Below are 15,489 nucleotides of genomic sequence, written 5' to 3'. Positions count from 1 at the left end.
AGGACTATACCGTGAGCCTACGCCTCCGGCCACGGCCGAGGGCGGTCAAGGTCTTCGACAGCGCGCGGTGGGCGGCGGCCGTCTCCCGGTCGGACATGCCGAGGACGCGGAGGTGGGCGGCTACCGTCGCCGCGTCGCCGCGGAACGCCGGGCCGGAGAGCGCCCCTTCGATCCCGTGCCGGCGGGCGACCGCGAGCGCGCTCTCGGCGAGCGCCACGACCCCGCGGGCCGCGGCGGCTTCGGCGACGCCGGCGCGCACGAGGAGCGCCCGGGCCGCGAGGAGGAGGGCGACGACGTCGTTCGAGGCGAGCGACGCGGCCGCGTGATAGGCGGGGCGGTCGAGACCCTTCCCGGTGGGGAGGGGACGGAGGCCGAGGTTCTTCGCGAGGCGCCTCGCCGCCGCGCGCGCCTCGGCACCGCCTTCGATCCGCGCTGCGGCACCGGCGATCTTCGCCCCGCGGGTTCCGAGAACCGCGAGGGGGTGGAGGACCCCGGTCGAAGCGCCCGCCGCCTCGAGAGGGGCGAGGGGCTCGGGACCGAGCGCCCCCGCGGCGTGGAGGACGACGATGCCGCTCCACGTCCGCCGGAGTCGCGCGAGACGCGCGGCGAGCGGGCCGACCGCGGCATCCGGAACGGCGAGCAAGACGATCTCCGCATCGCGCACGGCGGCGGTCAGGTCGCGTACCGCGCGAAGCCTTTTGTTGCTTCTTGCGATCGCCTTCGCGTCCTTCGGATCACGCGACCAGACGACAGCCGGCGCGAGCTTGGGCGCGACCGCACGCGCCAAGGCGCCGGCGCCGAGGATCGCGATCAACGCTTCACCGCGCCGACGAGCGCGTCGATCTCCGGCGGGACCGGCGCCTCGAAGGCGACCGCGGCGCCCGTGACCGGGTGCACGAAGGCGATGCGGAGCGCGTGGAGGGCGAGGCGCGGGAAGGCGGCGATCGCGGCGCGTCGCACCGGGTCGCGCATCGTCTTCCACGGGGTGCCGCCGTAGCGCGTGTCGCCGATCACAGGATGCCGCCGCGCGGCGAAGTGGACGCGGATCTGGTGCGTCCGGCCGGTGACGAGATCGACGTCCAGGAGCGCGAAGCCGGGCCACGAGCCGACGGTCCGGTAAACGGTCGTCGCGGGGCGTCCTTGCTTCGCGCTCACGGTCATCTTCGTGCGATCGGACCGGCTCCGTCCGATCGCATCCTCGATCCGCCCCGCGGGAGGCTGCGGGCGGCCCCAGACGAGCGCGCGGTAGGTCTTGTTCACCTCGCGCCGCGCGAAGGCCGCGGCGAGCGCGCGATGCGCGGCGTCGGTCTTCGCGACGACGAGGACGCCCGACGTGCCCTTGTCGAGGCGGTGCACGATCCCCGGGCGGTCGGCGCCTCCGGCCGGGGCGAGAGTCATCCCGCGCCCGAGGAGCGCGTGGACGAGCGTCCCGCGGCGCGCGCCGTGGCCGGGGTGGACGACGAGCCCCGCGGGCTTCACGACGACGGCGATCGCGCCGTCCTCGTAGAGCACCTCGAGCGGGATCGCCTCCCCGGTGAGGCCGGAGGTCTCGCGCTCGGGCAGCTCGACGGCGAGCGCCATGCCTTCCTTCACCGGGAGGCCGGCCTTTCCGATCGCACGCCCGTCGATCGTCACCCTGCGCTCCTCGATGAGGCGCTTCCACGCCGAGCGTGTCAGCTCGGGAAGCTCGGCGGCGAGGAGGGTGTCAAGCCTCATCCCCGCGGCCGAAGCGGTCACGGCCAGGGTGACGCGGCGGGCGCTCATGCCCGCGCGATGCGCCGTGTGCGGTCGTGGACGAGGAACGCCGCCGCGACGACGACCGCGACGATGCTGAAGATCTGCGAGGTCGAGATCGCGCCGCCGAGCCAGAGGCCGCGCACCTCGTCGCCGCGGAAGTGCTCGAGGATCGCGCGCGCGGCGCCGTAGAGCCCGAGGTAGGCCCAGAAGACCGTCCCCGCCGGCTGCGGCCGCTTGCGCCAGAGCACGGTGAGAAGAACGGCGAGGGCGACGTCGAAGAGACACTCGAAGAGCTGGACCGGCAGAAGCGGTACGTCCTGGGGCACGCCGGTCTGGTCGTGAGCGGCGGGATTGGTGAAGCGCACCGCGCACCAGGAGTCCGAGGCGACCCCCCAGCAGCAGCCGGCGGCGTAGCAGCCGAGCCGCCCGATCCCCTGTGCCATCGCGAGCGGCGCGGCGATCGCGTCGCCGAGCGTGAAGAGCGGGAGGCGTGTGCGGAGCGCGTAGACGATGAACGTCAGAGCACCCGCGAGCACGCCGCCCATGAGCACCCCCGCGCTCCGGATCGTCCCGAGGATCTGTCCTGGGTGCGCGAGGTAGTAGGGGAGGTCGATGACGATCAGGGTCAGCTTCGCGCCGAGGAGGCCGGCGATGAGCGCGTAGAAGGCGAGGTTGAAGATCGGCTCCTGCGGAAGGCCGAGCGCCTTCGCCCGCTTCACGAACCACGCCCACGCGGCGAGCGCCCCGCAGGCGAAGAGCACGCCGTACGTGGGGATGAAGAGGTGCGTCACGCCGAAGAACGGCAAATCGTGCGTGCCGAAATCGACGAGGATCGGATGCATCAGCGCTCGGGCTCGGCCACGATCGTCCGCACGTTGGCCGCGCAGCGCGCGCAGACCTCGGGGAACGAGCTGTCTTCGCCGACATCCTGGGTGTAGCTCCAGCACCGGGAGCACTTGGTGCCCTCGGCCTTGGCGACACCGACCGCGAGGGCGGGCCCCGGCTTCAACGTCACCGCGCTCGTGATGAAGAGGAAACGAAGCTCTTCTCCGAACGAGCGGAGGAAGTCCAGCAGCTCTTCCGGCCCTTCGATCGTGACGTGGGCCTCGAGGGATCCGCCGATGAGCTTGTCGGCACGAGCGACCTCGAGAACCTTGAGGACTTCCATGCGGACCTGAGCGAGCTTCTCCCAGCGCTCGACCAAGGCCGTGTCGGCGGGAACGCCGAGCGGCTCCGGGAAGACCTCGGCGTGGATCGAGCGATCGCCCCAGCGCGGCCGTCCCTCGAGCGCCTCCAGCTCCTGCCAGATCTCCTCGGCGGTGAAGGCGAGGACCGGCGCCATGAGGCGCGTCACGTCGGAGACGATCCGGTAGAGCACGCTCTGCGCGGAGCGCCTGCCGGGCGACGTCTTCGGGAAGGTGTAGAGCCGGTCCTTCAGGATGTCGAGGTAAAACGACGACAGCGTCACCGTGACGAACCCATTGAGCGCGTGGTAGACCAGGTGGTACGCGTGCGCCTCGTACGCCTGCACGATGCGGAGGCGGAGCGCCTCGAGCTGCTGCATCGCCCAGCGGTCGATCTCCGGCATCTCGGCGTAGCTGACACGGTCGCGGCCGTCGTCGTAGCCGTCCAGGTTGCCGAGCAGGAAGCGGAAGGTGTTGCGGATCTTCCGGTAGGTCTCGGCGTTGCGGTCGAGGATCTCGGGCGAGAGCCTCATGTCCTCGAGGTAGTCGATCATCGAGACCCAGAGCCGGAGGATCTCGGCGCCGCGCTTGTCGGTGACGTCGAGCGGCGAGATGACGTTGCCGAGCGACTTCGACATCTTCCGGCCTTCGCCGTCGAGCGTGAAGCCGTGCGTGACGACGCCCTTGTAGGGCGCGCGCCCGCGGTCGTGGACCGCGACCAGAAGCGACGAGTGGAACCAGCCGCGGTACTGGTCGTGCCCCTCGAGGTAGAGGTCGGCCGGCCACGGAAGCCCCTGCCGCTGGCCGAGCACCGCGGCGTGGCTGACGCCCGACTCGAACCAGACGTCGACGATGTGATCGTGGATCGCGAGATTCTCCCTGGTCTTGCAGACCGGGCAGACGACACCCGCGGGGACGAGACGGCCGAGCCGCTCGGCGGCGCTCCCACCGAACCACACGTCGGACCCTTCGGCCAGGACGAGCCGGCGCACGTGCTCGAAGAACGCGGGGTCGCGCACGAACGCGTCGGAGTGCTCCGGCAGGCACGCCGTGCAGACGACGGCCGGGATCGGGACGCCCCACGTGCGCTGGCGCGAGATGCACCAGTCGGGACGCGTCTCGATCATCTGCGCGATCCGCTGCTCGCCGAACGCGGGGAGCCACGAGCCCTCGTGGATCGAGCGGATCGCGTTCTCGCGGAGGTCGCTTCCCTCCATCGCGATGAACCACTGCGGCGTCGCGCGGAAGAGAACCGGGTTCTTGCAGCGCCAGCAGTGCGGGTAGCTGTGCGTGTACGGCTCGTGGCGCAGGAGAAGGCCGCGCGCCTCGAGGTCCTTGACGATGAGCGGGTTCGCCTTGAACACGTGGACGCCCTTGAGCCATTCGGGGGCGACCTTCTCGGGGACGTAGGTGCCGTCGTCGGCGACCGGGTTGAACGGCGGCAGGCCGTGCTCCTGGCCCATGCGGAAGTCGTCGGCGCCATGGCCGGGCGCGGTATGGACGGCGCCCGTGCCCGCGTCGAGGGTGACGTGCGTGCCGAGGACGAGGAGGCCCGGGCCCGTCGCCGGCCCCGAGGGCATCGGGTACGGCCGCTCGATGCGGACGTCGTCGCCGGCGGCTTCCTTGCCCGTGAACTTCGCCACGACCTTCGGCGTTCCCCAGCCGAGGAGCGCCGCGACCTGGGGCAGGAGCCCCTCGGCGACGACGAGCGCCTCGCCCGCGACGTCGACGGCGACGTAGGGAAGATCGGGATGGAGAGCGACCGCGAGGTTGGCCGGAAGGGTCCACGGCGTCGTCGTCCAGACGGCGATCGCGGCCTTGCGGCCGGCGAGCGCGGGCACGCGCTTCTCCAGCCCCGCGACCGGCATCTTGACGTAGACCGACGGGTCGGTGCGCTCCTCGTACTCGACCTCGGCCTCGGCGAGCGCCGTCTTGCACGAGAAGCACCAGTGGACCGGCTTGTCGCCGTAGTAGACGTCGCCCTTGACGAAGAATCCGGCGAGCTGCCGGATGATCTCGGCCTCGTAGGTCCGGTCGATGGTGCGATAGATCGCCCGGCGCGAAGGTGCCGCGACCGCATCCTCTTCGGCGTCGGTGCGCCGGTCCCAGAGGACGCCCAGCCGGCGGAACTCGCCCTTCTGGACACCGATGTACTTCTCGGCGTGCGCGCGGCAGAGGGCGCGGACCTCGACGGCGCTCATCGCGGCCTTCTTGCCGCCGAGGTCCTTGTCGACGCGCAGCTCGATCGGGAGGCCGTGGCAATCCCATCCGGGGACGTAGGCCGCGTCGAAGCCGAGCATCGAGCGCGACTTCACGACGAAGTCCTTCAGGATCTTGTTCAGGGCCTGCCCGAGGTGGATGCTCGCGTTCGCGTACGGCGGGCCGTCGTGGAGCACGTAAGGCGCGCGCCCGGCCCGCGCGGCGCGGATCTTCCCGTAGGCGTCGATCCGGTCCCACCAGTCGAGGATCGTCGGCTCCCGCTTCGGGAGATCCGCCTTCATCGGGAAGTCGGTCCGCGGCAGGTGGACCGTGCTCTTAAGTTCAATGTTCTGCGACACTTGGCAGCCCTCGGGCAAGCGGGTACTGTAACACACGCATCATGCGGACCTATCTCGACCACAACGCGACGTCGCCCCTGCGGCCCGAGGCGCGCCGCGCCCTCGACGCGGCGCTCGACGCGGCGGCGGGAAACCCGTCGTCGCTGCACCAGGAGGGGCGCGCGGCCCGCGCGCTCGTCGAGAAGGCGCGGGCCGAGGTCGCCGCGCTCTCCGGTGCCTCACCCGGCGAGGTCGTCTTCACGAGCGGCGGCTCGGAGGGGATCGCGGCGGCGCTGCACGGTGCCGCCGGGACGGTCGTCGTCTCCGCGATCGAGCACTCGGCGGTGCTCGAGGGCGTGCGCAACCTCGACGTGATCCTCGTACCGTGCGAGCGGAGCGGACGCGTCGACGCCGGCCGGTTCATCGAGGCGCTCCGTCCCGGCGTCTCGCTCGCGGCGATCCAGGCGGCGAACAACGAGACGGGGGTCCTCCAGCCGGTCGAGGAGATCGCGACGGTTTGCCGCGATCTCGGCATCCCACTGCTGGTCGACGCGGTGCAGGCGGCGGGAAAGATTCCCATCCCGCGCGCCGATCTCGTCGCGCTCTCGGGCCACAAGCTCGGCGCCCCGCAGGGCACCGGCGCGTTGATCGTTCGCGACGGCCTGGCGCTGACGCCGCTCATCGCCGGCGGCGCGCAGGAGAGGCGCCGCCGCGGCGGCACCGAGGCGGTCGCGCTCATCGCGGCGTTCGGCGCCGCGTGCGCCGCAACGAAGCACGACCGCGATCTCGCTCCGCTCCGCGACCGGCTCGAGGCGGGTCTTCCGCACGGCGCGCGCGTGCACGGCGCCTCGGTCCCGCGGGTCCCGAACACGACCTCGGTCACCTTCCCCGACGTCCCCGGCGAGACGCTCGTCATCGCGCTCGACCTCGCAGGGGTCGCGGCGTCGACCGGCTCGGCGTGCGCCTCCGGGGCGGCGAGGCCGTCGCACGTCCTCCGCGCGATGGGAGAGGGATCTCAGGCCGTCCGCTTCTCGCTCGGGTGGTCCTCGACCGAGCGCGACGTCGACACGCTCCTCGGAATCCTCCCCGGGCTTCTGGCGCGCGCTACGATGGCGGGCCGATGAACGGGAACCTCACCGCGGTCGCGATGAGCGGGGGCGTCGACAGCTCGGTCGCCGCGGGCCTCCTCGCGCGCCTCGGCCGGCGCCTCGTCGGCTTCTCGATGAATCTCGCCGCGGACCGGCACGGGCGCTGCTGCTCTCCCGACGACTTCCGGGACGCGCGCGCCGTCGCGGACACGATCGGCTTCCCCCACTACGTCCTCGGCATGGAGGACGACTTCCGCCGCGCGGTCCTCGAGCCGTTCAAGGACGACTACGCCGCGGGCCGCACGCCGTCGCCGTGCGTGCGCTGCAACACCTTCGTCAAGTTCGACGCGCTGCTCACGCGTGCCCGCGGGGTCGGCGCCGATCGTGTCGCGACCGGCCACTACGCGCGTCTCGACTACGATCCGGCGCTCGGGCGCACGCTCCTCCGCACCGCCGCGGACGACGACAAGGACCAGTCGTACTTCCTCTTCGACCTCTCGGAGGAGCAGCGCCGCCGCGCGGAGTTCCCGCTCGGCGCATTGACGAAGGACGCGGTGCGCGTGGAGGCGCGCGCGATGGGCCTCACCACCGCCGAGAAGCCGGAGTCGATGGACCTCTGCTTCGTCGCCAAGGGTGAGAGCTATCGCGGCATGGTCGGCACCGGTGTCGCGGGGGAGATCGTCGACCGCTCGGGGCGGGCGCTCGGCTCGCACGGCGGCATCGCGCAGTTCACGATCGGTCAGCGGCGCGGTCTCGGCGTCGCGACCGGCGGCAAGCTCTACGTCATCGCCCTCGATGCCGCGGCGCATCGCGTCGTCGTCGGCGAGGAGAAGGATCTCTACCGCGAGACCTGCACGATCGATCGGGTGCGATGGCTCCCGTTCGACCGTCCTGCCGGAGCTCTGCGCGCCACCGCACGCATCCGCTCGGGGCACGAGGGCGTCATCGCGGAGGTCCGCGACCACGGGGACGGCACCGCGACCGTCACGTTCGAAGAGGCGCAGCGCGCCGTCACGCCGGGCCAGGCGGCCGTCTTCTACGACGGCGACCTCGTGCTCGGCGGCGGCTGGATCGCGTCCTGACGTTTCCTCTCCGTAACGTCCGTTACGAAGTTCGACGTCGCGCCGCCCGCTGAGGCCCCCGAACCGACCGATTTCGTCGGCATGCGCCCTGCGATCGTAAGGGCCGTCGGGCCAGGGGAGGCGCAGCACCATGAAAGCTCCAGTCCTCGTTCTTGCGGCGACGTGTCTCGCCACGGCGGCGTTCGCCGGCCGGATTCCGATCGGCGGCGCGCCCATGACGATCTCGCAGTCCGGAAGCTACGTGCTCGTCGCCGATATCGACGCGATCTTTCAGCCGGCGATCAAGCTGTCCGGTGAGGTCAACGCGGACATCGACCTCGCGGGCCACACCATCACGGCGTACGGCGCACCGGTGGTGCAGGTCCGCGCCACCCACGACGACGACAGCTGCCGCACGCTCACCCTCAGGAACGGCGTCGTCGCCGGCGGGTACGGGCTCGTCTCGATGACCGGCGGGCCCGACGCGTGCCGTCCGACGCTCACGATCGACGGCGCGCAGTTCCAGTCCGCCGACCTCTACGTCGAGGACACGGTCATCACGCTCACCCGGAGCGTGTTCACGAGCGGCGGGATCTTCGTCGTCAACAACGTCGGCGGACCGCAGTCCCACGTCCGCGGCAACCGCCTCATCGGCGGCGACATCGTCGTCCTCGGCGACGACGGCGGCAACATCGTCGGCAACGTCTCGCGGGGCGGCTCGATCATGGTCCGCGGCAACAGCGAGCGAGACACCGCGCACATCCTCATCGCGTCGAACACGATCGGCGGCAACCTCGAGATCGGCGGCGAGAACGCCGGCGAGGGCGCCTCCGACATCTACGTCGCGCGCAACAGCGTGAACGGTTACGTCACGCTCACGCAAACCTCCGACGCCAAGCTCGACTTGAACCGTATCGGCCGCTGCGGCCCCGGCAACACGAGCATCGGCGTCAACTTCGGCACCGCGGGCTGGATCGACGCCAACGCCTTCCAGGGCGGCTGCGCGCACGGCATCGTCTTCGATGAGCTGTCGAGCGGTAACGAATACTCCGGGAACACCTTCCGGGTCGTCGTCCCCGAGCCGGTGCTCGATTACGGGACGGACAACATCGACGGCGACGTCCGGAGCCAGGAGGGAGACGGCGTCCTCCCTCAGTGATTCCCTCGCTTGACGGAACGAGCAGGCGCCCGGTAGTCTGGAGCGTCCTCGGAGTGCGGGAATAGCTCAGTTGGTAGAGCATCAGCTTCCCAAGCAACGCAAGTAGCTGAAAGGCCCGGCACTTCTCACGCCGGGCCTTTCTTTTTTCATCCGACAAATCCGACGACGCCGGTAGAATCCGCGCAGCTTGGACACCCAGGCGGACACCTGCGGGCGGGTGACGGAATGAAGCGCGATCACGATCTTCTGCGAGCGATCCTTCTCCGCGTGGAAGAGGCCGGCCCGGGCCCGCTCAGCGAGAGCGAGCTGGCGATCGACGGCTTCGACAAGACGATGATCGGTTACCACGTTCAGTTGCTCGACGATGCGGGCTTCGTGCAGGCGAGGTTCCTCGACCTCCAACAGCGCCCCGTCCCCGTCTTCACCGTCCTCCGCCTCACGTCCACCGGGCACGACTACCTCGACAACATCCGCACGCCGGAGGTGTGGACCAAGACGAAGGCGACGATCGGCGAGCAACTGCGGTCAGCGTCGATCGAGGTCTTCGCGAAGGTGGCCGCGGAAATCGCGAAGGCGCAGATGGGCCTCGCATAGAGGGGGCGAGCGACGTGGACACTGGCCGGCATCACTTCGTGCCGAAGTTCTACCTGAGGGCGTTCTCGCAGAACGCTCGGCAGATCCACGTCTTTAACCTCGAGCGGCGTGAGGCCTTCTTGAAGGCGAGTCTTCGCGACCAGTGCTGTGAGCCGAGTTTCTACGGGGAGTTTCCCGGTCTTGAGGAGCGGCTCCAGAAGCTCGAAGATGCGTTCGCGCCGGTCGTTCAAGAAGTGATCTTGACGCAACGACCTCCCGCCCGAAATACGGCGACGATGGGACACCTGGTTACGTTCATCGCCCTTCAGCACCGTCGTAGCGTCGCCGCCGTTGAATCGTCAGTGGAGTCTTGGGAAAACATGCGGAAGGCGCTCGGCCCGATGTCACCGGAGCTCGTGCGCGACGGCTGGTCGGGGCCGATCTCGTCAGTAGAGGCGATGAGGCTCGCGCTCGGCGTTGTGAACGAAGCAGCGCACGGTCTTGTCGATCTTCACATGCGTACCCTTGTCGCCCCCACCGGCGTGCGGTTCGTAACGTCGGATGATCCGGTCTTTCTGTACAACCAATTCTGCGAGGGAGTGCACGGAACCGGAGTACTCGGGATCGCCCAGCGCGGCCTTCAGGTCTTCTTGCCGGTGTCGCCGGAAGTCACCGTCATGCTGTTCGATCCTGCGGTGTATAAGCTCGCTTCGGGGGATGCCATCGCCGTGACCGCGCGCGACGTCGAGATGCTCAACGGCCTCCAGGTTCTCAGCGCCGATGAAAGCATCCTGCTCTCCGACGAGAACGACGTCGCCGGCATCAGGCGGCTCGTCGATCGCTACGCACCACTGCGGGCGCCGAAGGCGATGAACGTCGAGGTGTACGAACGCGTCGACGACCCAAGAGAAGGCCAGGTGCACGCGTTCCAGCTCATGCCGCAGGCGCACCTCAACCTGTCCGTCTGCGAACTTCGTCGTCGTGCGAAGCGAGTGCCTCACTCGAAGCGGGCGGCAGGTCATCGGGCAAATGCAGCCGTCCGCCGCGACGCGCGCGGCGAGCAGCCTGACCGCGCTCCGGACAGTTACCGTCCGAGGCCTGCCGATCGTCGGGGCGAGCTCGTGTCCTTGGAGGTCGTGCCCCCGAGTCGCCGAGCGCGATAGAATCCGCGCGGCCCCGCACCCTCGACCCAGAGGATGCGGCTCCTGCCCGCGCAGCGGGGACGCCTTTACCCCTCGCAGGACCGGGATGGCGGCGCGGGTTGCAGCGGGGGTTGCGAATGAGAACCATGACCAGGCTCGCCGGAGTCGCGCTCTGCATTGCGGGCCTTCTCGCGGCCGCCGCCTTCCCGCGTTCGGTGCCGTTGTCGCTCGCGTGCCTCCTTGCCGTTGGCGCGGGCCTCGTCATTCTGAGCCGTCTGAGATCGTCGTAGAATCGCGCCGGCCCCGCACCGGATAGCTACCGGGGCGGGAACCTGACTCGCCTGCGGGGCCGTCACTACCCTTTCAGGACCGCCGACAGGAGGCGGGATGCAACGCTTCTCCCTCCGCGAGTTCTACCGGCCGTCGCCGGTCCACGCTCTCCAGCCATCGCCGGGCATGAAGCTCGTGACGGTTCGCCGGAAACGCACCGCGCCGGACGACACCGAGCCTATGGGCGCGAGGCTCATCGAAGTTCCGATTCGCACCGAAAGAGACCTCATGGACCTCTACCAGGAGCTCCACGGCTCGGGCGAGTGGGACCGCCTCATGGCGATCCACAAGCGCGTCGAAGACTTCGGAGCGGCCGTCACGGCATTCAAGCGCACGACGAATCGTCGACCCGGCCGACGCACGACAACGCTCGGCGATACACCCCTTGAGGCGAAGGCGGCAGAGACCGAGATCCGCCATTTGTATCGAAGCGTGCTCGTCGTTCTCGGATGGCTCGACGGCGCGATCGCAAGGTCAGCCGTAGAGATCGCCGACGCGCTCGACGTCGGTATGTTCCGGCGCGGTGCGTCCGATGCGATCAGTGAGAGGGTTCGGCGAATCCTCGAGCGCGTGAGGATTGGTCGCAGGCCGACGGCCTCGAGCCTTGCCGTCCGAATCGTGAGCGCGTTTCTGGTAGAGCAGGGCGTCGAGTTGTCCGACGATCGTGTCCTCGACATCGCGCGACCTGAGCGCGCGCGGCGAAAGAGGCAACCCCACGCAGCGATCGCCATCGGTGTGCAACCTCACGCCGAAAAGCGACGGGTTACACAGACCTAACCGAAGCCCGCAGCCGTGAAACTTCTCGCGTGGAATCAATCGACGCGAGCAAGCCCACCGGCCATGCCTTTGCCCGGAGCCTCTCGTTCAAGGCTCACAGGCGCGGCTGCCTGCATTCTCAAGCATCGCTCGCGCGGCTTTGCGGCCTGTCGCAGTCGCGTATTTCTCGGATTGAGCTGCGACTTCTTCCGGCGACGGCCGACGAGCAGGCGACGATCGCGGCGGCCCTCGGCCTCCCGATCATGGCGCTCTTCGAGGAACCGCAACCGGCCGCCGATCGTGAACTTGCCGAGGCGGCCCGATGACTGCGTCGGCGGCTCCCGAGCGTCTTGCCTTCCGCTTGGACGAGCTCTCCGGGATGCTCGGCGTCCCGAAGTCCACGCTTCACGACTGGACGAGGAACGGCACCCTCGGGTGCCACCGGGTAGGTAAGGGTAAGCGCCACGTCATCCTCGTCACGCGCGAGCAGCTCGACGAGTTCCTCGAGCGCACGCGTAGCAAGGCGACGAGGTCGAAGTGAACTACCGCCCCCGCGACGAGATCATCCCGCTCAAGGCGCTCGCGCGGTTCGCGTGGGAGTCGAGAGCCGACGCCGCGGAGTGTCGCCGGCGCGCGCATGGGTTCGTGCACATCGCCGAGGCTAGGGCCGCGTGGCTGAAGGATCTCGTCGAGTTGCGGCGACGTGAAGCCCGGAGGCGGGCGGCATGACCGCCCAGGCCGCGCAGGCGCTCCGGAAGATGTTCGACGCGCTCGAGGAGCACGGCTGCGAACCGAAGCTTACGGCGGACGGCCGAGGGATTGTCGCCGCGTGCCCGTGCTGTCACGGCGAGCGCACGCTGCTCGTGCACGTCGGCGAGCCGGAAGGACGCGAACAGTGAGCCCCGTCCAGCGTGTGCTCGACGCTCTCGCGGCGTGCGACTGCAAGCCGAAGCGCAATGGCCGCGGGTGGGACTTCCGGTGCCCGGCGCACGAGGACCACACGCCGAGCGCGCACCTCGAGGAAGGCGACGACGGCCGCGCGCTCGTCCACTGTCAGGCGGGTTGCCCATGCGAGGAGATCGTCGCCCGCGTCGGGCTGAAGATGACCGACCTGTTCGTCGCTGCGACGAAGGCCGAGCGCATCGTCAAGACCTACGACTACACGGACGAGAACGGCGACGTGCTCTTCCAGGTCGTGCGATTCGATCCGAAGGACTTTCGACAGCGGCGCCCCGATGGTGCGGGCGGTTGGGTCTGGAACATGGCGAACGCGCGCCGCGTGCTCTACCGCCTCCCCGACCTCGTCGAGGCGGTACGCCAGGACGAAACGATCTACGTCGTCGAAGGCGAGAAGGATGCCGACGCGATCAACGCGATCGAAGGGTCCGGCTTCATCGCGACGACAAACGCGGGAGGCGCCGGGAAGTGGCGGCCCGAATACTCCGAGACGCTCCGCGGCGCTCGCGTCGTCATCGTCGCCGACAAGGATGAGCCGGGACGAAAGCATGCCCTAGACGTTCGGCATCACCTACAGGGCATCGCGGCATCCGTGGGGGTCGTCGAGGCGCGGATTGGAAAGGACGGCTTCGACCACCTCAAGGGCGGCCACACGCTCGACGAGTTCGTGCCGTACGGCACCCCCGCGCCGAGCATGCCGGCGATCGTCCCCGTCAATCTCTACGACGAGTCGATCAAGCCTACGAAACCGAAGTTCGCCGTCAAGAACCTCTTGCGCGAGAAGGGCCTCGCGGTCATGTGGGCGACGCCGGGCGGACGGAAGACCCACACGGCGATGACCCTCTGTCACGAGATGCTCGTCGACACCGGCTGCGGTCGCCTGTTCGGGCACCCGGACCTGTGGATCGAGAAGCGGTGGAAGCGGGCGCTCGTCATTGCCTGCGAGGAGTCGGCGGGCGAGCTGCGGGAGATCGGGGAGAAGTGCCTCAAGGGGCTCGGGAAGGCCAAGCTCGACGGCGAGCTGCTCTACCTCTTCGCCGCAAGCGCCGAGAACCGGATCACGACCGACGACCTCCCCGCGATCATCGAATCGACCGGACCCTACGACGCGGTCATCCTGGACTCGCTTACCGGCCTGCGGCCGAAGGAAGTCAACGGCCAGCGCGTGAAGTGGGACCTCGACAACGACGCCGGAAACGAGCTGCACCTCATGCTCCGCGGGCTCGCCGAGAAGCATGAGCTCCTCTTCGTGATCCTCCATCACTCCGGGAAAGACGGCACGTCCTACCGCGGCGGCGTCGACCTGTGGGCCTCGACCGACACGATCTTCAGCCTCAGCGATGACGACGGGCTCGTGAAGGTCGGGCCGGAGAAGGTTAGAGGCGCGCGCAAGCCGTCTCCGTTCACGCTCGAGCCGACGTGGCACGCGGATGGATCGTTCACGCTGACGTACGTCGGCACGGCCACGTCGAAGGTGTTGTCGCCGACGGCGAGGGCGACCGTCGCTTGGTTCAAGGGGAAGGGCGAGGCGACGCAGGCCGAGGCGAAGGCCGCGAATCTCGGCGCCCCGACGACCATCGTCGACTCGATCAAGGCCGCCGTGGCGGCCGGTCTCCTGAAGGACACGGGCAGGAAAGTGAACGGGAGCCCGCTCTACGTGTCGGTATCGGAAGGTGTCGGAGATGAGCCCGATACCAAGGAGCCCGAGAAATGAACGCTTCTCGTGCTGGTATCGGAGGGTATCGGAAGGTGTCGGATCGACAGCCCCCGCAAGACATCGCGCGTCGGGGGGGAAGAGACGACTGTAAGGAGTCTTCCCCCGCGCGAGGGGGGTATCGGGGTATCGGATTTACTAAGGCCGATACGTCACCCTGGGAGCCTCCGAAGACACCCTCGGAAGGCGACGAAAGACCGTCGCGACCGCCCGCCGCGCTTTCGCCCTCGGCCTCTCACCCCTCAACGCTTTCACGCATCGGCTCTGTAGGCGGATGACGGCATGACGAAACCCCGAAACGTCGCGACTTCCGGCACGTCGTCGCCGCAGGTGTCCACGGGCGAGACCGCGACGAGCTCGAAACGACCGCCCGTCACCCCCACGACCGACCCGGCGAAGCCGCGTCGCGGCGGCGCGCCGAAGGGCAACGTCAACGCTGCCCGTGACCCGGAGTTCACGCTCCGCATGCGCGAGGCCCGCCGGCTCGCCAAGCGTGGCGAGGGCGAGCGGCTGAAGAAGCACGTCGCCGAGGCGCTGCGCGTGATCCTCGAGGCTGGCATCGCGGCGTCGCCGATCGGGGAGCGCCTTGCCCGTCGTCTCGCGCGTGCCGAGCACGAGATCGAGACCATGGCGAAGATCGTCGACCGGACCGGCCGCGTCCGCCGCGACGGCTCGCTTACGCCGACGTACGAGCGCCTGGTCTCGCTCGAGAAGGAAGACCGCGCCGAGGTGCGCCAGTTGATCGACCGCCTCGCCGAGCTGAAGGCGCAGGCGGCGCCGCACGCGGCCGAGACCCTCTACGTCGTCCAGCTCAGCGACGGCACCGACCTTTACAACACTTTGGCCTCACAGGACGCCTCAGGATCGCCGGCCACCGGTGCCGATGTCGAGGCCGTCGAGGGCGAGGAACGCGCGACAGCGGGCAACGGTGAGAGCGAGGCGCAGTCGTGACGAGCACGGCCCTCGTCCTCGCCCGCATGGTTGGGACGCAGGAAGCCCCCGAATGGATCGCGGCGGACGTGTGCGCGGTGTTGGGGATTGAGCAGCATCACCGCGCGCTAGCTGGCATGCCAGAGGACTGCAAGGGGCGTCAGATTATGACTACCCCTGGCGGCCCCCAGGAGCTTCTCACCGTCACCGAGCCGGGGCTGTATCGGCTCGTTGCGAGGAGCCGGAAGCCCGAAGCCAAGCAGCGTGCGGCGCGACTCCGGAAGGCGCGAGCCCAAGCATGACCATGGGAGCCGGTGCGGT

The 15,489-nt window shown here is 69.3% G+C and carries 17 protein-coding genes; 13 read left to right on the top strand and 4 right to left on the bottom strand.

Going from position 1 to position 15,489, the window contains the following annotated elements; translation table 11 throughout:
- Positions 1 to 4: 4 nt before the first annotated feature.
- Genes VFV19_03090 through ileS form a run of 4 tightly spaced genes read right to left on the bottom strand, consistent with a single transcriptional unit; the run spans position 5 to position 5,497 of the window.
- Complete coding sequence (locus VFV19_03090; protein HEX4823276.1) at positions 5 to 814, bottom strand: DUF2520 domain-containing protein; 810 nt, start codon at positions 812 to 814, stop codon at positions 5 to 7.
- A complete protein-coding gene (locus VFV19_03085; protein HEX4823275.1) occupies positions 811 to 1,764 on the bottom strand; it encodes an RluA family pseudouridine synthase in 954 nt (317 codons plus the stop codon). Before VFV19_03085 ends, VFV19_03090 begins: the two co-directional genes overlap by 4 nt.
- A complete protein-coding gene (locus tag VFV19_03080) occupies positions 1,761 to 2,579 on the bottom strand; it encodes a prolipoprotein diacylglyceryl transferase (GenBank protein HEX4823274.1) in 819 nt (272 codons plus the stop codon). The genes VFV19_03085 and VFV19_03080 overlap by 4 nt, the downstream gene beginning before the upstream one ends.
- Positions 2,579 to 5,497 (bottom strand): isoleucine--tRNA ligase, encoded by a 2,919-nt coding sequence (gene ileS, locus VFV19_03075; GenBank protein ID HEX4823273.1) that lies wholly within the window; start codon positions 5,495 to 5,497, stop codon positions 2,579 to 2,581. The genes VFV19_03080 and ileS overlap by 1 nt, the downstream gene beginning before the upstream one ends.
- A 23-nt stretch (positions 5,498 to 5,520) precedes the next feature.
- Here ileS and VFV19_03070 point away from each other — a divergent pair, with 23 nt between their 5' ends.
- The 13 genes from VFV19_03070 (at position 5,521) to VFV19_03010 (ending at position 15,189) form a co-directional block, all read left to right on the top strand.
- Positions 5,521 to 6,582: a cysteine desulfurase family protein gene (locus VFV19_03070; protein HEX4823272.1), complete on the top strand. Its 1,062-nt coding sequence runs from the start codon at positions 5,521 to 5,523 to the stop codon at positions 6,580 to 6,582.
- Positions 6,579 to 7,628 (top strand): tRNA 2-thiouridine(34) synthase MnmA, encoded by a 1,050-nt coding sequence (mnmA, locus tag VFV19_03065; GenBank protein HEX4823271.1) that lies wholly within the window; start codon positions 6,579 to 6,581, stop codon positions 7,626 to 7,628. The genes VFV19_03070 and mnmA overlap by 4 nt, the downstream gene beginning before the upstream one ends.
- 130 nt (positions 7,629 to 7,758) lie before the next feature.
- Positions 7,759 to 8,766 (top strand): hypothetical protein, encoded by a 1,008-nt coding sequence (locus VFV19_03060; GenBank protein ID HEX4823270.1) that lies wholly within the window; start codon positions 7,759 to 7,761, stop codon positions 8,764 to 8,766.
- Positions 8,767 to 8,991: 225 nt separating this feature from the next.
- Entirely contained in the window at positions 8,992 to 9,360 is a 369-nt protein-coding gene (locus VFV19_03055) for a DUF2513 domain-containing protein (GenBank protein ID HEX4823269.1), read from the top strand.
- Positions 9,361 to 9,374: 14 nt separating this feature from the next.
- A complete protein-coding gene (locus VFV19_03050; protein HEX4823268.1) occupies positions 9,375 to 10,502 on the top strand; it encodes a DUF4238 domain-containing protein in 1,128 nt (375 codons plus the stop codon).
- A 116-nt stretch (positions 10,503 to 10,618) separates the two neighbouring features.
- Complete coding sequence (locus VFV19_03045; protein ID HEX4823267.1) at positions 10,619 to 10,771, top strand: hypothetical protein; 153 nt, start codon at positions 10,619 to 10,621, stop codon at positions 10,769 to 10,771.
- A gap of 166 nt (positions 10,772 to 10,937) precedes the next feature.
- Complete coding sequence (locus VFV19_03040; protein HEX4823266.1) at positions 10,938 to 11,588, top strand: hypothetical protein; 651 nt, start codon at positions 10,938 to 10,940, stop codon at positions 11,586 to 11,588.
- 29 nt (positions 11,589 to 11,617) lie between these two features.
- A complete protein-coding gene (locus VFV19_03035; GenBank protein ID HEX4823265.1) occupies positions 11,618 to 11,893 on the top strand; it encodes a helix-turn-helix transcriptional regulator in 276 nt (91 codons plus the stop codon).
- The gene (locus VFV19_03030; GenBank protein HEX4823264.1) at positions 11,890 to 12,108 is read left to right on the top strand and encodes a helix-turn-helix domain-containing protein; all 219 of its coding nucleotides are present in this window, start codon (positions 11,890 to 11,892) and stop codon (positions 12,106 to 12,108) included. Before VFV19_03035 ends, VFV19_03030 begins: the two co-directional genes overlap by 4 nt.
- Positions 12,105 to 12,296, top strand: a complete 192-nt coding sequence (locus VFV19_03025; protein ID HEX4823263.1) for a hypothetical protein — start codon at positions 12,105 to 12,107, stop codon at positions 12,294 to 12,296. Before VFV19_03030 ends, VFV19_03025 begins: the two co-directional genes overlap by 4 nt.
- The gene (locus VFV19_03020) at positions 12,293 to 12,466 is read left to right on the top strand and encodes a hypothetical protein (GenBank protein ID HEX4823262.1); all 174 of its coding nucleotides are present in this window, start codon (positions 12,293 to 12,295) and stop codon (positions 12,464 to 12,466) included. The genes VFV19_03025 and VFV19_03020 overlap by 4 nt, the downstream gene beginning before the upstream one ends.
- Positions 12,463 to 14,238 carry an AAA family ATPase gene (locus tag VFV19_03015; protein ID HEX4823261.1) on the top strand — a complete coding sequence of 592 codons (1,776 nt, stop codon included), beginning with the start codon at positions 12,463 to 12,465 and terminating at the stop codon, positions 14,236 to 14,238. The genes VFV19_03020 and VFV19_03015 overlap by 4 nt, the downstream gene beginning before the upstream one ends.
- Before the next feature lie 282 nt (positions 14,239 to 14,520).
- The gene (locus VFV19_03010; protein HEX4823260.1) at positions 14,521 to 15,189 is read left to right on the top strand and encodes a hypothetical protein; all 669 of its coding nucleotides are present in this window, start codon (positions 14,521 to 14,523) and stop codon (positions 15,187 to 15,189) included.
- Positions 15,190 to 15,489: the final 300 nt, after the last annotated feature.

The sequence above is a fragment of the Candidatus Polarisedimenticolaceae bacterium genome, from assembly GCA_036275915.1.
Lineage (GTDB): Bacteria > Acidobacteriota > Polarisedimenticolia > Polarisedimenticolales > DASRJG01 > DASRJG01.
Note: the sequence above shows the minus strand (reverse complement) of the source record. Positions and strands in the feature narration are given on the sequence as shown.

Coding starts and splice junctions, on each gene's coding strand:
- VFV19_03070 (HEX4823272.1), top strand. CDS start 5,521: ATGCGGACCTATCTCGACCACAACGCGACGTCGCCCCTGCGGCCCGAG.
- VFV19_03045 (HEX4823267.1), top strand. CDS start 10,619: ATGAGAACCATGACCAGGCTCGCCGGAGTCGCGCTCTGCATTGCGGGC.
- VFV19_03020 (HEX4823262.1), top strand. CDS start 12,293: ATGACCGCCCAGGCCGCGCAGGCGCTCCGGAAGATGTTCGACGCGCTC.
- VFV19_03010 (HEX4823260.1), top strand. CDS start 14,521: ATGACGAAACCCCGAAACGTCGCGACTTCCGGCACGTCGTCGCCGCAG.
- VFV19_03080 (HEX4823274.1), bottom strand. CDS start 2,579: ATGCATCCGATCCTCGTCGATTTCGGCACGCACGATTTGCCGTTCTTC.
- VFV19_03030 (HEX4823264.1), top strand. CDS start 11,890: ATGACTGCGTCGGCGGCTCCCGAGCGTCTTGCCTTCCGCTTGGACGAG.
- mnmA (HEX4823271.1), top strand. CDS start 6,579: ATGAACGGGAACCTCACCGCGGTCGCGATGAGCGGGGGCGTCGACAGC.
- VFV19_03060 (HEX4823270.1), top strand. CDS start 7,759: ATGAAAGCTCCAGTCCTCGTTCTTGCGGCGACGTGTCTCGCCACGGCG.
- VFV19_03040 (HEX4823266.1), top strand. CDS start 10,938: ATGAAGCTCGTGACGGTTCGCCGGAAACGCACCGCGCCGGACGACACC.
- VFV19_03085 (HEX4823275.1), bottom strand. CDS start 1,764: ATGAGCGCCCGCCGCGTCACCCTGGCCGTGACCGCTTCGGCCGCGGGG.
- VFV19_03055 (HEX4823269.1), top strand. CDS start 8,992: ATGAAGCGCGATCACGATCTTCTGCGAGCGATCCTTCTCCGCGTGGAA.